This window comes from Proteus sp. HMSC14B05 (genome assembly GCF_001808035.1).
In the GTDB taxonomy this organism is placed as follows: Bacteria; Pseudomonadota; Gammaproteobacteria; order Enterobacterales; family Enterobacteriaceae; genus Proteus; species Proteus mirabilis.
Map to the genome: position 1 here is coordinate 13159 of NZ_KV791984.1, position 23061 is coordinate 36219.

Genomic DNA, 23061 nt, shown 5'->3' on the forward strand with positions numbered 1-23061 from the left:
CATATATGAATTGACTATAGTGACTTTTTCAAAACTTATTGCCCACTTAATATCACAACATAACTCTTAGAATATTTAGAAAACAGTACATAATAAAAATGCACAAGATGATCGATTCATCCCCGTACATACGGGGAACACTTATTACGCTCACCGCGTGCTGGTCTAGTCATCGGTTCATCCCCGTGCATACGGGGAACACTGGGGTTCAGCGGGCAAGCGGTATTCGAACACCGGTTCATCCCCGTGCATACGGGGAACACTATTGAGATCCCACGATGAAAAGGAACGTACTGCGGTTCATCCCCGTGCATACGGGGAACACGACAATCGACAAATATTCACCCAACAAATCCGCGGTTCATCCCCGTGCATACGGGGAACACGATCAGGAAGCGGTAGATACCGAGGTGAGTAACGGTTCATCCCCGTGCATACGGGGAACACGACATTACGTGTGTCGCGACAAGCAAAATCACCGGTTCATCCCCGTGCATACGGGGAACACGAAATAGCGATTAACATTAGTAACATTGAACGCGGTTCATCCCCGTGCATACGGGGAACACAGCCTGCTCTTCACCAGAAAGACCATGAATTTCGGTTCATCCCCGTGCATACGGGGAACACTAATGGCTCATCGGTGTTAAAGTTATCCATAGCGGTTCATCCCCGTGCATACGGGGAACACCACCGATAATATTAGTGGTGGTTTCCGCTTCACGGTTCATCCCCGTGCATACGGGGAACACTCTAATCATAATAGATTGAATCTATAAAGAAAATTTAAATACACTATTTCTACCAAAAAAATGCCCGACGGGTTAAAAAGTCGGGCATTTATTAAAATTCCACTAATAAGTAATATCAACGTCGGTAGTATTAACGAACAATAATCCCTAATAGAATACCAATCACACCGAAGTCTGCATCACTAAATGTGGTATTGGCAATACCAATATCACCAAGTACAGGTAATAAAAATACGGGTAAGAAAGTAATCAATAAACCTTGAGCAAAAGCACCTAAAATAGCACCTCGGCGTCCCCCTGTGGCGTTACCAAATACGCCTGCAGTTGCACCCACAAAGAAATGAGGTACCACCCCGGGTATAATCACAGTCCAATCTAAAGCATAAAGAATAAACATGCCAATGACACCCGCTGCAAAACTACTCAGAAAACCGACTAAAACGGCATTAGGTGCATAAGGAAATACCACGGGACAATCAAGCGCAGGTTTTGCATTGGGAACTAACTTATCAGAAATGCCTTTAAATGCAGGAACAATCTCTGCAATCACCATACGTACACCTTGTAGGATAATATAAACACCTGCCGCAAAGGTGATGGATTGCATTAAGGAGAACATAAACCAGTTTTTACCACCACTAACTTCACGAACAAAAGTGTCACCGGCAAATAAACACGTAATAATAAAAATTATGCCCATGGTGAAAGCGATCGCAACTGGCGTATCACGCAAAAAGAGTAAACTCTTAGGTACATTCATCTCTTCCGTTGAATGCGCTTTATTGCCAAATTTACTACCAATAAAACCAGATACAACATAGGAAATAGTAGAGAAATGGCCTAATGCGACATCATCAGAGCCGGTGATCTTTTTCATATAAGGATGTGCAATGGCTGGGAAAAATACCATTGATACCCCAACAACTAATGAACCTACTGCAACTAATACCGCCCCTTCTAAACCCGCTGTTGCCAAAATCACCGCGACCATCATCGACATAAATAAAGTGTGGTGACCCGTTAAGAAAATATATTTCCACGGTGTTAAGCGTGCAATTAATATATTGATTAACATGGCAAAGAACATAATCAGTGCCATCTCTTTACCAAAGCTTTTTTGTGCAATAGAGACTATGGCTTCGTTATTGGGTACAACACCTTGAATGCCAAATGCATGTTGGAAAATCGTTGAGAAATCACCAAGCGAGTTAATGACTAAACCTGCCCCCGCACCTAAAATAACAAAACCCATAATGGTTTTAACGGTGCCCTTAATACATTCTGTCGCAGGTTTTTTCTGAGCAATTAAACCAATCAATGCGATTAAACCCACTAATATAGCAGGCTCTGAAAGCACATCGCTCATTAGAAAGCGGAAAAAGTCCATACTAGGCTCCTTATAGCGCGCCTAATTCACGTAATGCGGTCGAAAGTTTCTCTTTCATCGCGACTTTATCAATCATATTATCTAAAGAAACAATTTTGCCATTAACCGCTTGAGCATTAAGTTGTTCCGCAATATCACGAGTTCCCACATAAATATCACTCGGTGTCCCTTTTGCCGAACCTAAATCGACATGATCAACATCAGCATTGACGGCCAGATCTTTTAAAATACTTTTGATGCTCATTTCCATCATTAAGCTACTGCCTAAACCATTTCCACATACAACGGTAATTTTCATCATATTCCCCTTGGTCATTTAAAATTGAATTAATAGTGATTAATAACAGCCAATACTTCTGCCTTACTTTTTGCTTGCAACAAAGTGTCTATATCATCTTGGTTATCAAAAAGTTCAGCTAATTTCACAATGGCATTAATATGGCTATCGTTATCTGTTGCGGCTAAAACAATTAAAAGTTTCACCGGATCATTTTCATCAGCACCAAATTCCACCCCTTTTTCGATGATAGTTAATGCTAAAGAGAGCTGATTAACCCCTTCTTCAGGACGTGCATGAGGCATAGCAATACCTGGTCCTAATACATAGTAAGGGCCTATTTGCTCGTGTGATTTATAAATCGCATCAACATAACGAGGCTCAATACAACCTTTGTCAATTAATGGCTGACAGGCGATTTTAATTGCTTCACGCCAATCTTTGACTTGTGGGATCACTTGTACCACATCCGGTGTTAATAATGTTTTAAGCATATTTATAACCTCAGTAAGGTGCTTTTTTGATCTCTGTATTAAGGATAATAATCACTAATGGTAGCGCTATCTAGATAGATTATGTGTAATTGTGATAGCGCTATCATTTTGATGAAATGTTAATTGCGAACAAGTGCAACAATTGACACTGTATTGTTTCTGCAGAGTGAGAAAATTTCAGGTAGGATCTGCGAATTAAAAATAAAGCCGAATAAATCTGATCACGATGATAAAAACACGTAAACGCCGAAATACAGGTCGCGTCACTTTACAAGAAGTTGCTAAACATGCCGGAGTCGGTTCAATGACCGTATCTCGCGCATTGCGTACGCCTGAATTAGTGTCGGATAAATTAAGAGAAAAAGTTAACCAAGCAGTGGCAGAGTTGGGATATATCCCCAATGCCTCAGCAGGGGCCTTAGCTTCCGCTCAAAGCCATATTATTGCTGTACTACTGCCCTCTTTTACTGATAAAGCCAGTGCTGATTTTATGCAATCATTGCAGCAGATCCTCAGCCGTCATCATTATCAAATATTAGTGGGATGTTATGAATATCAGCTCCATAAAGCAACTGATGTGATTAATATGCTATTACAGAGTAACCCTGCCGCATTAGTTGCCTTTGGCTCCCAATTAAGTGATGTACAGTTCTTACATATCAGTAATGCCAATGTGCCTGTTGTCAGTGTCGCGAGTCAATCTAATGAGCAATCTGCAATAAGTATTGATTGCGGTTATGAAAAAGCGGCATTTGATTTAACCCATTATTTAATTCAGCAAGGTAAACGTTGTGTCGGCTATGTTGGTGCGCTACAAGGACAACGTTTACACCACCAGCAAATTACCGGCTGGTCGCGTGCTTTATTAAAAAATTATTTAAATGCTGAGCAAAGTGTTACTACGCCCGACCCCGCTTCTATGGCATATGGTCGACAAGCATTAACAGAGATCTTATTACGTCAGCCCGAACTAGATGCCGTTATTTGTAGCCATGAGAGTATTGCTTTGGGAATGATGTTTGAGTGCCAACGAAGATTAATTAAAATTCCCCAAGATCTCGCTATCGCCTGCTTAGAAGGTTCTGAAAATAGCGCCCAAATAGCACCTTCCCTGACATCTATACACTTTAATTACCATAAAATAGGTAAAGAGGCAGGTAAGCACCTAATTGCACTATTGCAACATTTACGTGATGAGGTTGATAACGCTATGTTTGAAAATACCGTTATCAACTATGCTTATCGTTTAGAACTCGGACAAAGTACCCCTTAGTCAGTAGTTTCTTTTGTGTCCAAGCGAGTACTATTATTTCGCGTTAACCATAGAGAGAGTGCTTTAAGTGAATCAGGGGTAAATTCATCACAACGTTCAGTGATTTCTAAGGGAGTAAGCCAGCATACTTCCTCAATTTCTTCTGGCTGTAATGCAAATGGCCCATGTGATACACAACTAAATAAGCTTCCCCAAACGCGGCAACTCTCATCGTCATAATAGAATTGTCCATGTTCGGCAAAAGGAACCCCGGCAATACCTAGCTCTTCTTCTGCTTCACGACGTGCACTTTCGAGTGCATTTTCACCTTGTTGTACTACACCACCCGCGGTTGCATCTAACCAACCTGGATAGAAATCTTTTGTTTCAGTACGGCGTTGTGCCAAAATTTTTCCCATGCCATCGTGCACGACAATATAAGTTGCTCGGTGACGTAGGTTTTCTGCTCGCATTTGTTGACGTGTTGCTTGTGCAACAACTTCATTTTTTTCATCAACAATATCAACCCACTCGACCACTGCCGTATTTTCTTGTTCCATCCTCAACAAACCTTTTTTAATCGATGCTAAACGATCGTAATTTTTATCCTGAATATACCAAAATCACCATATTTCACCACTATAATAATCATAGGTAATTTGCTTTATTCATCTTGCGATTTTTTGCTTTTTATGATGTTACTAGGCAGACTGTAAAATATACGCTATTGAATATCACCTTATTGCGGAGGTTTTTATGATCGATCTTTATTATGCAAACACCCCGAATGGCCAAAAAATTACGCTTTTCCTCGAAGAAGTCGCCATGCCTTATACTTTGCATCATGTTGATATTGGCAAAGGTGATCAATTTAAACCCGAATTTTTAGCTATATCACCCAATAATAAAATTCCTGCTATTGTCGATAATGCTCCCGCTGACGGTGGTGAGCCACTCTCTATTTTTGAATCAGGTGCTATTCTTATCTATTTAGCAGAAAAAAGTGGCAAATTACTTAGCCATGATCTGCGAGAAAAAATGACCCAACTGCAGTGGCTATTTTGGCAAGTGGGGGGATTTGGTCCTATGCTTGGACAAAATCATCACTTTACGCGTTACGCCCCTGAAAAAGTACCTTACGCAATTAATCGTTATACAAAAGAGACCGAGCGTTTATATCAGGTGTTAGAGAGCCGACTCGCTCAATCTCCTTATCTTGGTGGAAACGATTATAGCATTGCTGATATAGCCACCTATACTTGGGCTCGTTACCATGACACACATCATATTGATCTAGCAGATTATCCTGCGGTAGAAAAATGGCTAAATACAATAAGCCAACGTCCAGCAGCCAAAAAACTGTTTGGTTAGTGACTAATCTCACCTATCAGGATGATACAACCTTAATTAGGATAGAGTAATCAGGAGGATGGTGATGAACATACTTATCACAGGTGGAACCGGATTAATTGGCAGAGCACTTATCTGCCAACTCGCATTAGATAAACATAATATTACCGTACTTTCCCGTTCGCCACAGAAAGTCTACTCTCATTTCTGTAATGAAATGGCGTGTTGGACTCATTTAGATGATAAAGAAAACTTAAACCAATTTGATGCAGTGATTAATCTTGCTGGAGAACCAATTGCAGACAAACGCTGGACACCGGAGCAAAAACAAACGTTAGTTAATAGTCGATGCAAATTAACCCAAAAGCTGGTGGATTTAATAAAAGCCAGCGACTCTCCCCCTGGTGTTTTAATTTCTGGCTCTGCGGTGGGTTTTTATGGTGATCAAGGTGAAAATAATGTCACTGAAGAGACGCCACCTAAGGATGAATTTACTCATCAACTCTGTGCCAAATGGGAAAATATTGCACTCGATGCACAAACGCCATTAACACGGGTGTGTTTGCTACGTACTGGTATTGTACTCTCTACAAAAGGAGGGGCATTACCTAAAATGAGCCCGCCTTTTAAATTAGGTTTAGGTGGAAAATTAGGTAATGGTAAGCAATATATGCCATGGATACATATTGATGATATGGTCAATGCCATCGTATTTTTACTTAATAATAACAATACCCAAGGCGCCTTTAATCTGACAGCCCCTCATCCAGTACAAAATAAAGCATTTACCACGACTTTAGCTCACATACTGAAACGCCCTGCATTTATGACGGTTCCTGCCACAATATTAAAATTAATGATGGGAGAAAGTGCCACATTAGTTTTAGGTGGGCAACAAGCATTTCCTAAGAAACTGCTCGATGCAGGATTCAGCTTTCGTTACCCACAACTGGAAGGCGCTTTAGAAGATATTATTCGCCATAAAAAATAGTCACTCGTCACACAGGGGATCAACGGGCAGGTTTATCCCCTTGCCAACGCTGAAAAAGATCATCCGGCAAGTCAATGTCAAATTGATCAAGCACTCGATTTACTGTCTGATTAACAATGTCATCGATCGTTTTAGGCTGAAAATAAAATGCAGGTACTGGTGGCATAATGATGGCACCAAGCTCTGCAGCTTGAGTCATTAAACGTAAGTGCCCTAAATGTAACGGTGTTTCGCGTACACACAGCACTAATTTACGTCCTTCTTTTAACACGACATCAGCGGCACGTGTCACTAACGTATCAGTATAGCTATGTACAATACCGGAGAGGCTTTTAATCGAACAAGGTAAAATAACCATACCATTGACCCGAAACGAGCCTGAAGAGATAGTCGCCCCTATATCTCGATCGTCATAAATAATATCAGCTAAAGCATGAATATCTTTGAGAGAATAATCCGTTTCTAATGAAATGGTACGACGCGCCGCTTGACTGATCACCAAGTGAGTTTCTACGGATGGCACGGATTTAAGTATTTCTAATAAACGAATACCATAAATTGCGCCACTGGCACCTGTTAGCCCGACAATCAGCTTTTTCATTATAATCCTCAGAATATATATCTTTGTTAATCATTATGATGATTAACCCTCAAAAAACAAGCGCCGATGTAGTGTTACGCTAGCATCGACGCTTGATAAAGGTGACTATTTTAACGGAAAATTAGCCTTCGTTATAGATTTCTAAGTTCTCAGCTTCATGTTGATCACGAATTTTATGTTCATCATCACGACGTAAATTTTCAAGGTAATCTAAATAGCCTTGATCAATGTCTTTTGTGATATAGACACCATCAAATACAGAGCATTCGAATTGGTTGATATCTGGATTTTCTTCTTGAACAGCGGCAATTAAATCAGAGAGATCTTGAAAAATAAGTCCATCAGCACCAATCAGTTTACGTATTTCATCCACTTCACGCCCATGAGCAATTAATTCATTGGCATTAGGCATATCAATACCATAAACATTAGGGAAACGCACTTCTGGAGCGGCTGAGGCAAAATAAACTTTTTTAGCCCCCGCTTCTCTCGCTAACTCAACAATTTGCTCTGATGTTGTGCCACGTACGATGGAGTCATCGATAAGTAACACGTTTTTATCGCGAAATTCTGCACGGTTGGCATTTAGTTTACGACGTACTGATTTGCGACGCTCTTGCTGGCCGGGCATAATAAAAGTACGTCCAACATAACGATTCTTCACAAAACCTTGTCGATAAGGTTTATTTAAGATGTGGGCAATTTCTAATGCAATATCACAAGAAGTTTCAGGAATAGGGATCACCACATCTATTTGTAAATCTTCCCACTCTTTAGCAATTTTAGCGCCGAGCTTTTGCCCCATACGTAGACGGGCGTTATATACGGAAATTTTATCAATAAAAGAGTCTGGGCGCGCAAAATAAACATACTCAAATAGACAAGGCACTAATTGCGGATTTTCAGCACATTGACGGGTAAACAGTTGTCCTTGCTCTGTGATATAAACAGCCTCACCGGGTGCTACATCACGCAAGAATTCAAATCCTAGTGTATCTAGAGCGACACTTTCAGACGCAACCATATACTCACTGCGTCCATCTTCTAAAGTACGTTTGCCTAACACTAAAGGACGAATGCCATAAGGATCACGAAAAGCTAATAAGCCGTGGCCGATGATCAAAGCAACGCAAGCATAAGCGCCACGTAATTTTTTATGCATAGCCGCAACAGCGGTAAAAATATTATCTGGCTCTAGCGGAAAATGATCGAAGCGATCTAATTCATACGCTAGCACATTGAGTAAAATTTCGGAGTCTGAAGTGGTATTGATATGTCGACGAGCAGTTTCAAATAATTGACGACGCAGCAAATGCGCATTGGTTAAATTACCATTATGTGCAAGTGTGATCCCAAAAGGTGAGTTAACATAAAAAGGTTGCGCTTCTGATGCACTCGAACTGCCCGCGGTTGGATAACGTACATGTCCTATTCCGATAGTTCCTTTTAAACGCAACATATGACGCGTTTCAAAGACATCTTTCACCAGCCCATTTGCTTTGCGTAGACGAAAACCGTTATTCTCATCAATTGTTGCAATGCCTGCTGCATCTTGACCTCGGTGTTGTAACACCGTTAACGCATCATAAATCGATTGGTTTACTGGATTAACTCCAGCGATACCGACAATACCGCACATGAAAAGATCCTCATCAGCCAGACGGAGAGGTTACATTTTCTCCGACACGAAACTTGACGCATTTTGTAGGTAGTCAAAGAACCACCTAATAATATGGTTGAATTGAGGAATAAGCTCAGAACGTTGCCAATCGGCACTGTCTGCCATAGGAGTAAAAGCACCCAAGACAAAAAGTAACGCTGATACAATCAGCACACCTCTTAAAGCCCCGAAACAGATCCCCAACACACGATCTGTACCTGATAACCCTGTGCGTTGAACAAGAGAGCTAATCACATAATTAATCACCGCACCGACAATTAGCGTTGCAATAAACAGTGTGACAATCGCAATCCCGTTACGAACCAGCTCATCTTCAAACCGAGTAAAATAGACGGCTAAATAAGGATAAAACTGACTTGCAACAAAAAAACCACAACCCCAGGTGATAAGTGATAATGCTTCACGAACAAAGCCACGGATCAGGCTAACTAATGCAGAAAAACCGATAATGGCAATAATGGCGTAATCTATCCAGACCATAAATCTCTATCCAATAACGATGCCCCGCATTAATACGGTAGCATTCTAACAGAAAACGAAAACGTTTGCGTAACCCTAATTTTCGATAATTTTAAAATAATTTACGGCGACATGAAAAATCATAATCGCCGCAATAAGTTAACACCTTGTTACTTCACTCATCTGATGTCTCATCAACATAGTTATGGTTTATAGGCTCTTACTTCACCTTGCAGGCCTGTTAGCTCTTTAAGGCGAGGTAACATCGCCTGTAACTCTGCTTTTGAGGCATTAGGCCCAATATAGATACGTGTCACTTTTCCTGAAACAGGGCGAGCAGGCACGGTATATACTGGATAACCGGAGAGATGCATTTTTGCAATAATTTCTTCAACCTTCGCCGCATTTTTCAAGGCACCTAACTGCACAACCCAAGCCTCACCTTTCGGCGCGGTTGTTTCTGATACCGCCGGTGGCGGAGTAGTTGGTGGCTCTACAGGCGGATTAACCACTTTAGGTGGCTCAACAACCGGTGTTGATGGCGCTACTTGAGGCTCCGATACTTCAGGAGTAGAAACTTGAGGCTGTTCAACCCCCGTCACCGCTTCAGAGATCATCGCCTCAGAAGCACCCTCTGATGGCGTTGACGGTGTTGTGGTTTGCTCAATCGGCGCTATTGATTCAATATCTTGCTCATCACCGGGTTTGGGGACTAAAGGAATAGAGGCAAATTGGTCTTCGTTATATTTCTTATCGCCGTCAAATAATGTAGGAAGAAAAATAACCCCTACCGCCACAAGAACAACGGCTCCGACTAAGCGATTTTGAAATTTACTTGCCACTCGCACTCTCCTTTTCCAATAGTTCCATTACATGAGCAACGGTATGGAATGATCCACATACAACCACAATATCATTTTTTTGCGCCTCAGATATTGCTTGTTGCCATGCTTGCTCGACACTATCAAATACTGCCGGATAGTCGAGGTGCTGAGCTAATACCTGGGCTGATGCGCCACGAAACTCATTCAATGGCGCAACATACCACTGATCGGCTTGAGGGGATAAACACGCTAATGTACCCGCAATATCTTTATCACCCAGCATACCAACAACAATGCGCACTTTGGTATCAGAATAACGCGGTAATTGCGCCAGTTTTTCGGCTAAATACCCAGCAGCATGCGGATTATGAGCAACATCAAAAATAACTAATGGATGCTGCGAAATTATCTGAAAACGTCCCGGCAACTGAGCTTTACTCATTCCCTCAACGATACTTTGATGGGTGATCCCTTGACTCACTTTATCATCGGTTTTCAATAAGCAGCGTATTACTGCCATTGCCGTACCTGCGTTGGCTAAGGGAATATTAGGGATGGGAAGTTTTTCAAACTGCTTATCTGCACTACGCCAATGCCAGTGATCACCATCAATAGAAAATGACCAATCAACACCACGACGAAATAATTTAGCCTGTTTCTGTTGCGCGACTTGTGCAATAGAAAGTGGCATATCTGGCTCGCCTACAACAGCATAGTGATTTTTACGGAAGATACCGGCTTTTTCATGACCAATATGCTCTCTATCAGCCCCTAACCAATCGGTATGATCAAGGGCAATACTGGTGATAGCTGCAATATCGGCATCAACAATATTAGTCGCGTCTAAACGCCCCCCTAACCCAACTTCAAGAATAACCACATCAAGCTGAGCTTGTTGAAATAGTTTCAATGCGGCGAGTGTGCCGTATTCAAAAAAAGTCAGCGAAATATCGCCTCTGGTTTGCTCTATTTCAGCAAATACTTGACAAAAATCAGCTGGTGAAAGCTCTTTACCTTGAATGCGAACACGCTCGGTATAACGGACAAGATGAGGTGAACTATAAACCCCCACTTTCAATCCTGAAGCCATCAAAATTGACTCGAGCATATGGCAAGTGGTTCCTTTACCATTAGTACCCGATACAGTGATAACTTTAGGGGCAGGACGTAATACATTCAGTAATTGACCTACCTTGCCCACGCGCTCAAGTCCCATATCAATAGCACTTGAGTGTAAGTGTTCAAGATAAGAAAGCCACACCGACAAAGGCGATGTGGCTTGAGGAGCAGTTATGATATTAGACATCTTCTTTTTTATTCGTTTCGATGTTAATTTCTGGCTCATTGTCAGAAGATTCGATGTCATCAGCGATCATTTCTTCGCCTAGCAGTTCATCTTCGTCTTTCGCTAAATCATACTGAGTCAGCTTAGCCAGTAATTCAGCTAGCTCATCACGCATTTCAGGACGACGAACTATCATATCTATCGCCCCTTTTTCTAGCAGGAATTCACTACGTTGGAAACCCGCGGGTAATTTCTCACGTACAGTTTGTTCAATAACACGTGGACCGGCAAAACCAATCAAGGCTTTCGGCTCAGCAACATTAATATCACCTAACATTGCTAAACTTGCAGAAACCCCACCCATAGTAGGATCGGTCATCACTGAGATATAAGGTAAACCACGCTCTTGCATTTTAGCTAATGCGGCACTGGTTTTTGCCATTTGCATTAATGACATCAATGCTTCTTGCATACGTGCACCACCACTTGCAGAGAAGCAAATCAGTGGACAATTATCTTCTAATGCTTGTTCAACCGCACGAACAAAACGCGCACCCACAACAGACGCCATAGAGCCGCCCATAAATGCAAATTCAAAAGATGCGGCCACAACAGGCATTTCTTTTAACGTACCTTTCATCACCACTAGGGCATCTTTTTCATGGGTTTGTTTCTGAGCCGCAGCAATTCTGTCTTTATATTTTTTAGAGTCGCGGAATTTCAGAATATCTTTAGGCTCTAACTCACTGCCCAGCTCAGTCGTGCTTCCTGTATCAAGAAAAGTTTCTAAGCGACGGCGTGCTGAAATACGCATGTGATGATCACATTTGGGGCACACTTCTAAATTACGCTCTAATTCTGCGCGGTAAAGTACTTGCCCACAGCTATCACATTTTGTCCAAACCCCTTCTGGGATATTGGCTTTACGTGAACTCGTGATATTGCTTTTATTAAGAATTTTTTCAATCCAGCTCATTAACGGACCTTTTCGTCTGAATCTGACCTTCGCCAGTTTATACTCGTCATATTTTAAGTTGCAGCATGTTGACTGCGTTTAATTGCACAAGTCACCTACTTTGTCGGTGTGCTTTTCGTGCTGCATTCACTTATCGCCTAGCTACAACCCTAATTATTTAGAGCAGATTATTGTGAACATGTTAACTCACAATATACTGGCTATGTGGTTAGCAAAGTTTATGATGATACCGCTTACTGAATTTCAGCGCATCTCTTTATTATTGCTATTCTACGGCAAAAGCTAATGATAACTGCTCAAACCTCTTGGTTATCACTCTCTTTTTTGGCCTTTGCACTCGCTCTACGATGGCGTATCACTTCGATAACACCAGGTAAAATAGAAATAACAATAATGGCAACAATTAGCAATTTTAAGTTCTTTTGAACAATATCTAAGTCACCAAAAAAGTATCCAGCATAAGTAAATAGCAGTACCCATGCAATGGCACCCGTTACATTATAAAAAGCAAAATGACGATATGACATTTTGCCCATTCCTGCAACGAATGGCGCGAAAGTTCGGACAATCGGCACAAATCTTGCCAAAATTATCGCTTTACCACCATGTTTTTCATAGAAAGCATGGGTTTTATCTAAGTATTCTCGTTTAAAGATACGTGAATTGGGGTTACTAAAGAGTTTTTCACCAAAAATGCGCCCAATAGAATAGTTAACCGCATCACCTAAAATCGCAGCGAAAAGCAGTAAGAGAACCATTAGGTGAACATTAACATCATTGGTATCTAACGCAGATAAAGCCCCCGCAACAAACAGTAACGAATCGCCCGGTAAGAATGGCGTGACAACAAGCCCCGTTTCACAAAAAATAATTAAAAATAGAATGGCATATACCCATGTACCATATTGAGCGACTAACTCGGCTAAATGGACATCAATGTGTAAAATAAAATCAATTAGAAATTTTATTAAATCAGCAAATTGCGTTAATAATTCCATAAATCCTCAGAAAACGGGGTAATTTTATGTTTAAAGTATTTAAAATGGGTTATCTGCTAAAAATAGCGGCCCCATTGCTGGTTTAGGAAGTTCGAAACGTTCAGGGTAATCAACCGAAACAAGATATAAACCATTTGCTTTTGCAGTTGCTGCTGCTTTAGTCCTATCTTTTAAGGCTAATAATTCAGCCATCCAAGTAATAGCCTGATTACCACAGCCAATTTCCAATAAACTCCCCACAATATTTCTTACCATATGATGGACAAAAGCATTGGCTTTTATATCTACCACCACATAATCACCATAGCGTGAAACATTCACATGCATCACATTACGCCAAGGTGTTCTAGATTGGCATTGTACGGCTCTAAACGAGGTAAAATCATTCTCGCCTAATAAACATTGGGCAGCTTGATGCATTCGTTGTGCATCTAGAGGGTAATGGAAATGCGTTACCCCTGAGGATAAAATTGCAGGACGATAGCGATGATTAAAAATCACATAACGATAACGTCTTGCGGTTGCGCTAAATCGAGCATGAAAATCATTCGCTACCGTTTTTACCCAACGAACGGCAATATCTTGTGGTAAATGGGTATTAACCCCCATCGTCCATGCCGCATCTTTGCGATGAGCCGTTGTCTCAAAGTGCACAACCTGCCCGGTTGCATGAACCCCGGCATCAGTTCTGCCGGCACAAAAAACAGAGATAGGCTCATTTGCTACTTGAGATAACGCTTTTTCTAACCGTTCTTGGACACTACGAACCTCATTTTGACGTTGCCAGCCATAATAGTGGCTACCGTCATATTCAATGCCTAGCGCTATCTTTAATGGTGTACTTTCTGCCACAATCGCAGGCTCACTGATTGATTGCGCTATCACATCAGCACTCTCTTGGTCGTTCATCAGTAAAACTGCTCCTGCACTAATTTTTCAGCCACTTCTACAGCCATTAATGCTCCGCCAAAACGCACGTTATCTGCAACAGACCAAAATTGTAACGCTTCAGGCACACCATAATCATTACGTAAGCAACCTAAGTTCAAGCTAACATTACCGGAGGCATCGGTGACTTGAGTTGGAAAATCATTTTCATCACTAATATTGAGGGAGTCATGTTCTTGTAATGTTTCCCGTGCTTCTTCACTTCCCATTGGACGTGATGTTTCCAACTGCACAGATTGTGCATGACCATAGAAAACAGGCGCTTGTAATGTGGTTACTGAGATAGGTAGTCCATCGTCTTGCAAGATTTTACGGATCTGATCAACCATTTGGCGCTCTTCTTGAATAGAACCTTCATTATCAACTAACAATGGTAAAATATTAAATGCCAGTTGTTTATTAAAGCGACCAAGCTCTGGAGGAACACCGTTCAGTAAACGCGCACTTTGCCCCGCTAATTCATCAACAGCTTGTTTACCAAAACGAGATACTGACATCAAATTTGTCACATTCAAGCGAGTTAAGCCTGCGGCTTCGGTTAATGGATAGATAGCGCGTAACAGTTGGCTTACCATGCTATCAGCAATAGCGATAATATTGCGGTTACGATACTCTGCCAGCATAGATGTATTCACCCCTGGTACAACTAAAGGTACATCCCACTCCATCGCAAATAAACCACTGCAATCAATAACAATACAACCTGAATCTGCTGCAAGTTGTGCGTATTGCGCACTAATCTCAACCGGCGCGGCAAAAAAAGCGAGTTGAATATCCGCCCATTCGATATTATGAATACCTTGTACTGCAACACTTTTACCCTTTACACGGATAGTTTTGCCAATACTGTCTTCACTGGCGATCGCCGTTAATTCGCCAATAGGAAAATCACGCTCTTGCAGAAGCTCTAAAATAGCTTCACCCACAGCACCTGTTGCGCCCACAAGCGCAATATTCCAACCCTCTCCCATAAAATATCCTCCAATACAGTAAAATGTTTAAATAATGTCACGTCTTATTTATGTGTTGCATTAAACCCAATAGCATTGAGTAAGCTCGCCGTTATCGGGTTATCACATACCACCTGTAATGAAGACCATTCACGACGGACAGGGTAAAACTTACGTAGCTTATCAAACTCCCCTTTGATACCGGCAACTTTGCGCAATGGTGCATCATCACGACGTACATCATAGACAAGATGAATAAGCTGTTTGAGTAATGTTTGAGTTAATTCACCTTGTACAGAAATTGTGGAGATCAACGGTTTTGGTAACAGTGTTGATAATTCAACGTGTTGAGGTTGACCAATAAAATCACAATAAGCTTCATAAACCTGCGTTGTTCCTCTCGCCTTCCCTTCTAAGGTATAGCCGGCAATATGTGGTGTTGCGATATCAACTTTATTTAATAACTCAAGAGAAAGATCGGGTTCTGGCTCCCAAACATCTAGAACAACGCGTAATTTTTTACCTTGGTTTAAGGCTGATAATAATGCAGCATTATCAATAACCTCGCCACGGCTTGCATTAATTAAAATACGACCTTCAGGTAAAATATCGAGGTTGCTCTCATTAATTAAATGGTAGCTGTTATAACGACCCGATTTATTTAGCGGTGTATGGAAAGTCAGGATATCCGCCTGCTTTAATAGCGTTTCTAAAGAATGAAATTGTTCATCATCCCCTCTGTCAGCTCTAGGCGGATCACAAAGTAGTACATTCACACCTAATGCGCGTAAGCGTTTTGCCAGTCTCCCTCCAACATTGCCAACGCCAACAATGCCAACGGTTTTATCTGTTAATTGAAATCCTTCTTGCTCAGCAAACACCATCAACGCAGAGAAGACATATTCAACAACAGCGATCGCATTACAACCTGGCGCAGATGAAAACGCTATTTTTTGTTGCTCTAGCCATGCTGTATCAACATGATCAAAACCTGCCGTTGCGGTGCCGACAAATTTTACCGGTTTGCCCGCTAATAGTGATGCATTGACTTTAGTAATCGATCTCACCATCAATGCATCAGTATCATCAAGCTCTTCAATAGGTAAAGGGCGACCCGGTACAGCTTTTACTTCGCCTAATTGGCAAAAAAGCTGCTGCGCATAAGGCATGTTTTCATCAACCAGAATTTTCACGGTGTTATCTCACTGATTTGTTTTTTATGTGTGTAAACAAAGGATCAAAAATAAAATTAAGCGGTCTATTTTGCCACTTATTCCAAGTAAAGCCTATTATTGACGATAAAAACTGACGCTATTTTAAGTAAATATATGAAAAGAAACCTTAACCATTGGGTAAGCGACGAAATCTTTCTGGTGTTGTTCCAGCAAATTGCTGAAACATGGCAATAAATGAGGATGATGAGCTATATCCAACATCAAAGGCCACATCATTAACACTTTTTCCTTGCTCTAACAAAGAGATAGCATGTAAAAAACGTAATCGCTTACGCCATTCACTAAAAGACATGCCTAACTCTTGCTGACAACGACGTGATAAGGTTCTTTCTGAGGTATAACGTTTTTTTGCCCATAATTCTAATGAGGTATTATCAGCAGGATTTTGCTCTAATGCTGCCAAAACGGGTGCTAACAGCTTATCTTTTGAGGAAGGTAAATAGGTATGGTGAATAGGAGATACTTTTAGTTGGTCTATTAACACTTGAGATAAACGTAGATCTTCTTTTGTTTGCGGTTTACAAACGCCACGACGGAAGAAATCGGCAAAAATCGTCGAAAAAATAGGACTTAGTTGAATAAGACAGGGTTTATCCAATAAACCTTCACACCAACTGGGTGCAATATCTAGCACCTTAAAAGATAAGGTTTTTTTATTGTAACTTGCGTGCCCTACTTTTTCAGGGATCCATACACTAAATTCAGGTGGCGCTAAAAAACGCTGCCCACCAGCTTCTAAATCCATTACTCCAGAGATCACATAAAGCAATTGACCAAACTCATGTTGATGATAACGAAATTCAGTTTCTGCAAGCAATTGCTCATCACGAAAACGGACCGTATCTGGATCAGAGAGTAACCACTGCATCTCTTTTTGTTGTTCAATTGTCATCTTAATGTTGCTCTTTTATCGTTTTGTCTTTATTGGCCTATCGGTTGTCTGCTTTTCATTATATATATCTAATCAGACAGGCTTACAATAGCCATCTGGTTTAAAAATAGATGTGAGAATAATGAAAAGTGTAATCTTCCCGCTGTTAGCGGTACTTATTTGGTCAATTAATGCGGTTGTCAATAAAGCGGCAACATCTGTGATAGATCCAGCCGCTATCTCATTTTATCGCTGGTTCTTAGCATTTTTACTGATGACGCCGTTTCTGTTAGTCCCTGTTTGGCATCATCGTAAAACCGTAAAACAATATTGGTGGAAATTATTTATTCTCGGCGCATTAGGTATGGGGTTATATCAAAGTTTAGCTTACTATGCGGCTTATTATGTGACAGCAACCTTTATGGGAATATTGAATTCACTTATTCCATTATTAACCGTTATTATTAGTATTTTTGTACTGCGTGTCGTGCCTACTGTAGGGATTGCACTCGGAACTATTTTATCTATTAGTGGACTTGTCTGGTTAGTCAGCCACGGTGATCCTTCACAACTCCTTTCTCAAGGATTAGGACGTGGTGAATTAATGATGTTTATCGCATCAACTGCCTATGCATTTTACGGAGTACTTACCAAACGTTGGTCAATTCCTTTACCTAATTGGCAGTCTCTATATGTACAAATAGGTTTTGGTGTTTTATTACTAATACCTAATTTTCTTACCGCAGAAAGTATTGCATTAACAAAAGATAATGTTGGATTAGTTATTTTTGCAGGGGTTGGCGCCTCTATTTTAGCGCCTTATCTGTGGATCTTAGGTGTAATGAAATTAGGTGCAAATACAACCTCTATCTTTATGAATTTAATTCCTCTATTTACCGCAATGATCGCTGTAGCAGTGTTAGGTGAAGAGATGCACAGTTATCATTTTATTGGCGGAGGCGTTATATTGTTAGGGATATTCTTAGTACAAAAACTAAGAGCACCACTGAATTTCCGTCGTCAATCTGTCACAAAAAAAGCAGATTGTCAGCAGGAGATGTGAGTCAATGTCAGCTAGACTATAAATAAAAAAATACCGGCTAAGCAATTAGCCGGTCACTTTACTCCCCTAGTTTTTATAAATAAAAACCAAGGCAAGAAAATCAAAGTATAAAATATAAAGTAATACAAGTATCCGTTGCAAACATTACCAACTTTTATATTAAATATCTCCTGCTTATTTAATATAAAATAATCCAGATCAATTTTTCCCCTCACCTTTTTAATGCTATCGATATTTTCATTAAGTTAACTATTTATAAAATAAAGGATTTAATCTATAAAATTAGTTTTTAATTAAATGATTGATTTAAAATCATAGTGAAAACAACTAATTTTAAACAATTAGATAGTTATTTTATCTATTGGATCTGTATGATAAAAAAATGACAATCAATAAGATTATGCTTTAATAATATTTACAGCATTTTTTTAACATAGTTTTCTAGAAAACCAAAAGGATCTTTATTTATTTTGCAGAACAAATTTATTTATACAAAAAATAAAAAAGCAGTCACTTATTATAAGCAACTGCCTTTATCATTTATACAAGGAAAACTAAGTATAACTAACTATTTCTTATACTTACTCATCACAAGTGAAGCATTAGTGCCACCGAAACCAAAGCTATTTGACATCACTGTATCTAGTTTTTGCTCTGTTGGTTTGGTAATGATATTCATACCATCCGCTTTATCATCAAGCTCTTCAATATTAATACTTGGTGCGATAAAACCATGCTCTAACATCAGTAGACTGTAAATGGCTTCATGAACACCTGCAGCCCCTAATGAGTGACCTGTCATTGCCTTAGTTGCAGAAATAGCCGGTGTTTTAGTTCCAAAAACTTCAGCAATCGCTTCAAGCTCTTTTAAATCACCCACAGGCGTCGATGTACCATGAGTATTGATATAATCAACATGATCAATACCTTGCATTGCCATTTGCATACAACGTACGGCACCTTCTCCCGATGGAGCAACCATGTCAGCACCATCAGATGTTGCACCATAGCCGACAATTTCAGCGTAGATATGCGCACCACGTGCTAATGCGTGCTCTAATTCTTCAACAACCACAATACCGCCACCACCAGCGATAACGAAACCATCACGGTTTTTATCATAGGTACGAGAAGCTTTGGTTGGTGTATCATTATATTTTGTTGAAAGTGCCCCCATAGCATCAAACTCACAGGTCATCTCCCAACTTAGCTCTTCACCACCACCGGCGAAAACCACATCTTGTTTACCTAATTGAATTAATTCAACCGCATGACCAATACAGTGTGCTGATGTTGAGCAAGCTGAACTAATTGAATAGTTAACGCCTTTAATTTTAAACGGTGTAGCTAAACAAGCTGATACACCAGACGCCATTGCACGAGTTACCATATAAGGACCTACACCGCGTAGACCTTTAGCTCTCATGCCGTCCGAACCTTGTACTTGGTTACGAGGAGAACCACCACCGGAGCCGACAACTAAACCAGAACGAATGTTAGAAACTTGATCTTCTGTTAGACCTGAATCATCAATCGCTTGTTGCATAGATAAATAGGCATAAACCGATGCATCACTCATAAAACGGCGGATTTTACGGTCAATAAGACCTTCAGTATCAAGCTTAACATTACCCCAAATGTGGCTACGTAGCCCCATCTCTTTAAATTCTTCTGAGAAAGTTATCCCGGAACGGCCTTCTTTTAAAGAGTCCAGCACTTCTTGCTGGTTATTACCAATGCTCGAAACAATACCCAGACCCGTGATCACTGCGCGCTTCATTTATACCTCTTTACAATAATAGTTGTAGCTGCGGGATTTCTGAATAGCACTTTAGCGTACACTTGTACGCTGAACAAGTCCGATCAGGATCTTTTTTACAAAAATGCAGATAATATGAAAAATCTCTGCGTACTCAAAAGGTGGAAGATGCTTAAGAACAGCGTTAAGATAGCCCATTATTTTTGGTAAAATACAGGTAGTTCCGTGAATAACACTGCTATAAATACCGCCTCTTTAAGTTGGAATGAACTTGGTACTCCGATTTCAAAACAGTTTGATGACATCTATTTTTCCAACCAAGATGGTCTTGAAGAAACTCGACATGTATTCCTACATGGAAATCATTTTCCATCTCGTTTTGGTACACATGTACGCTCTGAGTGTGTTATAGCAGAAACCGGATTTGGCACAGGATTAAACTTTTTAACACTGTGGCAAGCCTTCGAGCAATTTCGTCATCACTCACCTGATGCGCCATTAAAGCGTTTACATTATGTCAGTTTTGAAAAATTTCCTCTGACTAAAGCTGATTTGCAAACAGCCCATAGCCATTGGCCAGAACTAGCACAATATTCAACAGCGCTTTGTGCACAGTGGCCTTTACCTATTGCCGGTTGTCATCGTCTTATTCTTGCTAATGGCGCGATAACGCTTGATTTATGGTTCGGTGATATCAATACATTACTGCCACAAACTCGCCAAGCTTTACATAATAAAGTTGATGCGTGGTTTCTTGACGGCTTTGCACCAAGTAAAAACCCACAAATGTGGAGTGAAACATTATTTCAAGCAATGGCAGACTCGATGCGTGAAAATGGCACTTTTGCCACCTTTACCGCAGCTGGGATAGTAAAACGAGGATTGCAACATGTTGGTTTTGAAATAAAGAAAATAAAAGGCTTTGGTCAAAAAAGAGAAATGTTAACAGGGGTATTTCCCCATCCTCCTGCCAATGCATTTGTTCCCTACTATGCCAGACCTTGTGCTACACAAAGAAAAGATATCGCTATTATCGGTGGGGGGATCGCCAGTGCATTAACTGCGCTCGCCTGCTTAAAAAGAGGCGCCAAAGTCACGCTCTATTGTGAAGATACACATCCTGCGGCAAATGCCTCAGGCAATCGGCAGGGTGTGTTATACCCATTACTTAATGGTAAATCTGATGAGTTAGAACACTTTTTCACTAGCGCTTTTTTATATGCCCGCCGTTATTATGATGAGTTAAACCATAATGGCGTCAACTTTTCACATCAATGGTCCGGTGTTGCCCAAGTCATTTATAATGAAAAAGTGCGCAAAAAAATAGCGCGAATAATCGAGCATTCCACACCTTTTTCTCAACTCGCTCATTATGTCCATCAAGATGAAATGAATTCACTTTGTGGATTAGCCATCAACCAAGATGGTCTTTTTTATCCTCAAGCAGGTTGGCTTTCTCCCACAGAGTTAACCACCAATGCATTAAAATACGCACAACAACAAGGTCTCAAGCTACTCTTTGAACATCAAGTCACTCAATTAACCTCACAACAACAGCATTGGCAGTTAGAGGTGACTCACCAAGCAACAACGTATAAAACACAACATGATTGCGTTATTTTAGCTAATGGGCACCGTATTACTGATTTTATACAAAGTGAAAAACTGCCTATCAGTGCAGTAAGGGGTCAAGTTAGCCATATTTCAACGACACCTGATATCGCACAATTAAAAGCGGTGCTCTGCTATGATGGCTATTTTACGCCGGTTGATCCTCAAGATAATCTGCATTGTGTTGGGGCAAGCTTTCGTCGTGATCGACTAGATTTAAATGTTTCAATTGAAGAGCAACAAAATAATCAATGGCACCTCACGCACTGTTTAGCACAATCACCTTGGGCACAGCAGGTAGATTTTAGTGATAACGATGCGCGTGTCGGGATCCGCTGTACAATAAGAGATCACCTTCCTTTATTAGGTGAAGTACCCGATTTTGAAAAATTAGTTGTCGCCTATACGCATTTAGATCGATTTAAGCGTAGAAAGCAAACACCTATTTTGGCACCGAGTTATCATCAGCTTTATATTATTAGTGCATTAGGTTCACGTGGTTTATGCTCTGCACCTTTATCTGCGGAGATCTTAGCAAGCCAAATCTTTGATGAGCCATTTCCTGTAGAAGATAGTGTGTTAAATGCCTTACATCCAAATCGTTTCTGGGTAAGACCATTACTACGCGGAAAAGCTATTGAATTAAAATCATAGGATCAGTCACTGAAATTACGGTTGATATTTAAGTAACTATTGTTTATTGGTTACTTAAATATCTTTATAGTATTTAAATTATAGTATTTAAATTTCACACTTCATCGCACAACGCATTTCTCTCGCAAATCCCCCATGCTCTACTTCATTATCTAAAATTTGTTGTAAAGAATAGGGTATTTGATGCTCAAGTAAGATATGGAAACCTAAACGCTGATAATAGGGAGCATTCCAAGGGACATCGCGGAAAGTCGTTAACGTTACCGCATTAAATTGCTGTAATTTAGCTTCATTTTTTACTGTCTGGATCAGCAATTTACCAATCCCTTTATTTTGCCAATCTTTACTTACCGATAATTCATGAATAAATACACTTTCAGGTAGTTGTTGCGTCATGATAAAACCAACGGGATGATTGTCATGATTAACAGCAACCCAGTGAGCATGTTGATGGATAAATTGAATATGCGCCTCAACACTTTGTACACCACTTTCGCTGATCCAACTTAATTCTTTTATGCTGCTAAATAACTCTCCTGCCGATTGTTCAATCTTCGGTAGTTGGTTGGCATCAGCCAATTGAGTTGGCCGAATAGTGATCTCGTGAGTGGCGATTTTATTTGATGCGTTGGTCATAAATAAT

Annotated in this window: 22 protein-coding genes and 1 CRISPR repeat array; of the genes, 5 read left to right on the forward strand and 17 right to left on the reverse strand. The window is 40.4% G+C overall.

The genetic code is table 11. The features are described from left to right. Positions 1–112: 112 nt before the first annotated feature. Positions 113–752: a CRISPR direct-repeat array (repeat unit 29 nt; unit sequence CGGTTCATCCCCGTGCATACGGGGAACAC). 130 nt (positions 753–882) lie between these two features. Genes HMPREF3129_RS06985 through HMPREF3129_RS06995 form a run of 3 tightly spaced genes read right to left on the reverse strand, consistent with a single transcriptional unit; the run spans position 883 to position 2910 of the window. Continuing rightward, entirely contained in the window at positions 883–2139 is a 1257-nt protein-coding gene (locus HMPREF3129_RS06985) for a PTS ascorbate transporter subunit IIC (protein ID WP_004243721.1), read from the reverse strand. Between the two features lie 10 nt (positions 2140–2149). Continuing rightward, the gene (locus tag HMPREF3129_RS06990; RefSeq protein ID WP_012368108.1) at positions 2150–2437 is read right to left on the reverse strand and encodes a PTS sugar transporter subunit IIB; all 288 of its coding nucleotides are present in this window, start codon (positions 2435–2437) and stop codon (positions 2150–2152) included. Positions 2438–2466: 29 nt separating this feature from the next. Then, complete coding sequence (locus HMPREF3129_RS06995; protein ID WP_004243724.1) at positions 2467–2910, reverse strand: PTS sugar transporter subunit IIA; 444 nt, start codon at positions 2908–2910, stop codon at positions 2467–2469. A gap of 226 nt (positions 2911–3136) precedes the next feature. Between HMPREF3129_RS06995 and HMPREF3129_RS07000 the strand changes: the two genes are divergently transcribed. Further along, positions 3137–4183 (forward strand): LacI family DNA-binding transcriptional regulator, encoded by a 1047-nt coding sequence (locus HMPREF3129_RS07000; RefSeq protein ID WP_004243725.1) that lies wholly within the window; start codon positions 3137–3139, stop codon positions 4181–4183. Here HMPREF3129_RS07000 and yfcD read toward each other — a convergent pair. Continuing rightward, entirely contained in the window at positions 4180–4722 is a 543-nt protein-coding gene (gene yfcD / locus HMPREF3129_RS07005) for an NUDIX hydrolase YfcD (protein WP_004243726.1), read from the reverse strand. The genes HMPREF3129_RS07000 and yfcD overlap by 4 nt on opposite strands. A gap of 196 nt (positions 4723–4918) precedes the next feature. Between yfcD and HMPREF3129_RS07010 the strand changes: the two genes are divergently transcribed. Both HMPREF3129_RS07010 and HMPREF3129_RS07015 read left to right on the forward strand, forming a co-directional pair. Then, a complete protein-coding gene (locus HMPREF3129_RS07010) occupies positions 4919–5533 on the forward strand; it encodes a glutathione binding-like protein (RefSeq protein ID WP_004250689.1) in 615 nt (204 codons plus the stop codon). A gap of 64 nt (positions 5534–5597) precedes the next feature. Then, positions 5598–6503, forward strand: a complete 906-nt coding sequence (locus HMPREF3129_RS07015) for a TIGR01777 family oxidoreductase (RefSeq protein WP_036918654.1) — start codon at positions 5598–5600, stop codon at positions 6501–6503. A 19-nt stretch (positions 6504–6522) separates the two neighbouring features. Here the strand turns inward: HMPREF3129_RS07015 and HMPREF3129_RS07020 are convergent, their stop codons facing one another. The 11 genes from HMPREF3129_RS07020 to HMPREF3129_RS07070 form a co-directional block, all read right to left on the reverse strand. Beyond that, positions 6523–7104, reverse strand: a complete 582-nt coding sequence (locus HMPREF3129_RS07020; protein WP_017827869.1) for a UbiX family flavin prenyltransferase — start codon at positions 7102–7104, stop codon at positions 6523–6525. A 121-nt stretch (positions 7105–7225) separates the two neighbouring features. Further along, positions 7226–8743, reverse strand: coding sequence for an amidophosphoribosyltransferase (gene purF, locus HMPREF3129_RS07025; protein ID WP_004243730.1), 1518 nt, complete (start codon positions 8741–8743; stop codon positions 7226–7228). Between the two features lie 30 nt (positions 8744–8773). After that, the gene (gene cvpA, locus HMPREF3129_RS07030; RefSeq protein ID WP_004243731.1) at positions 8774–9265 is read right to left on the reverse strand and encodes a colicin V production protein; all 492 of its coding nucleotides are present in this window, start codon (positions 9263–9265) and stop codon (positions 8774–8776) included. A gap of 182 nt (positions 9266–9447) precedes the next feature. Beyond that, complete coding sequence (gene dedD / locus HMPREF3129_RS07035; protein ID WP_004243732.1) at positions 9448–10086, reverse strand: cell division protein DedD; 639 nt, start codon at positions 10084–10086, stop codon at positions 9448–9450. Continuing rightward, positions 10076–11374 carry a bifunctional tetrahydrofolate synthase/dihydrofolate synthase gene (folC, locus tag HMPREF3129_RS07040; protein ID WP_036918656.1) on the reverse strand — a complete coding sequence of 433 codons (1299 nt, stop codon included), beginning with the start codon at positions 11372–11374 and terminating at the stop codon, positions 10076–10078. The genes dedD and folC overlap by 11 nt, the downstream gene beginning before the upstream one ends. Next, positions 11367–12329: an acetyl-CoA carboxylase, carboxyltransferase subunit beta gene (gene accD, locus HMPREF3129_RS07045; RefSeq protein ID WP_004243734.1), complete on the reverse strand. Its 963-nt coding sequence runs from the start codon at positions 12327–12329 to the stop codon at positions 11367–11369. The genes folC and accD overlap by 8 nt, the downstream gene beginning before the upstream one ends. Positions 12330–12625: 296 nt before the next feature. Then, positions 12626–13327, reverse strand: a complete 702-nt coding sequence (locus HMPREF3129_RS07050) for a DedA family protein (protein ID WP_004243735.1) — start codon at positions 13325–13327, stop codon at positions 12626–12628. A 39-nt stretch (positions 13328–13366) separates the two neighbouring features. Then, positions 13367–14236, reverse strand: a complete 870-nt coding sequence (gene truA / locus HMPREF3129_RS07055) for a tRNA pseudouridine(38-40) synthase TruA (RefSeq protein WP_004243736.1) — start codon at positions 14234–14236, stop codon at positions 13367–13369. Beyond that, complete coding sequence (locus tag HMPREF3129_RS07060; RefSeq protein WP_004243737.1) at positions 14236–15246, reverse strand: aspartate-semialdehyde dehydrogenase; 1011 nt, start codon at positions 15244–15246, stop codon at positions 14236–14238. The genes truA and HMPREF3129_RS07060 overlap by 1 nt, the downstream gene beginning before the upstream one ends. Before the next feature lie 44 nt (positions 15247–15290). After that, positions 15291–16418 (reverse strand): 4-phosphoerythronate dehydrogenase PdxB, encoded by a 1128-nt coding sequence (gene pdxB / locus HMPREF3129_RS07065; protein WP_036918658.1) that lies wholly within the window; start codon positions 16416–16418, stop codon positions 15291–15293. Between the two features lie 148 nt (positions 16419–16566). Further along, on the reverse strand, positions 16567–17352 hold the full coding sequence (locus HMPREF3129_RS07070; RefSeq protein ID WP_004248400.1) for an AraC family transcriptional regulator: 786 nt from the start codon (positions 17350–17352) through the stop codon (positions 16567–16569). Positions 17353–17473: 121 nt separating this feature from the next. Between HMPREF3129_RS07070 and HMPREF3129_RS07075 the strand changes: the two genes are divergently transcribed. Continuing rightward, entirely contained in the window at positions 17474–18394 is a 921-nt protein-coding gene (locus tag HMPREF3129_RS07075) for a DMT family transporter (RefSeq protein WP_004248401.1), read from the forward strand. 568 nt (positions 18395–18962) lie between these two features. Here HMPREF3129_RS07075 and fabB read toward each other — a convergent pair. Then, entirely contained in the window at positions 18963–20174 is a 1212-nt protein-coding gene (fabB, locus tag HMPREF3129_RS07080; RefSeq protein ID WP_070486904.1) for a beta-ketoacyl-ACP synthase I, read from the reverse strand. A gap of 204 nt (positions 20175–20378) precedes the next feature. On the opposite strand from fabB, the gene mnmC reads away from it, so the two are divergent. Beyond that, a complete protein-coding gene (gene mnmC / locus HMPREF3129_RS07085) occupies positions 20379–22418 on the forward strand; it encodes a bifunctional tRNA (5-methylaminomethyl-2-thiouridine)(34)-methyltransferase MnmC2/FAD-dependent 5-carboxymethylaminomethyl-2-thiouridine(34) oxidoreductase MnmC1 (protein WP_036918663.1) in 2040 nt (679 codons plus the stop codon). A gap of 87 nt (positions 22419–22505) precedes the next feature. Here the strand turns inward: mnmC and HMPREF3129_RS07090 are convergent, their stop codons facing one another. Further along, on the reverse strand, positions 22506–23054 hold the full coding sequence (locus tag HMPREF3129_RS07090) for a GNAT family N-acetyltransferase (RefSeq protein WP_004248403.1): 549 nt from the start codon (positions 23052–23054) through the stop codon (positions 22506–22508). Positions 23055–23061: the final 7 nt, after the last annotated feature.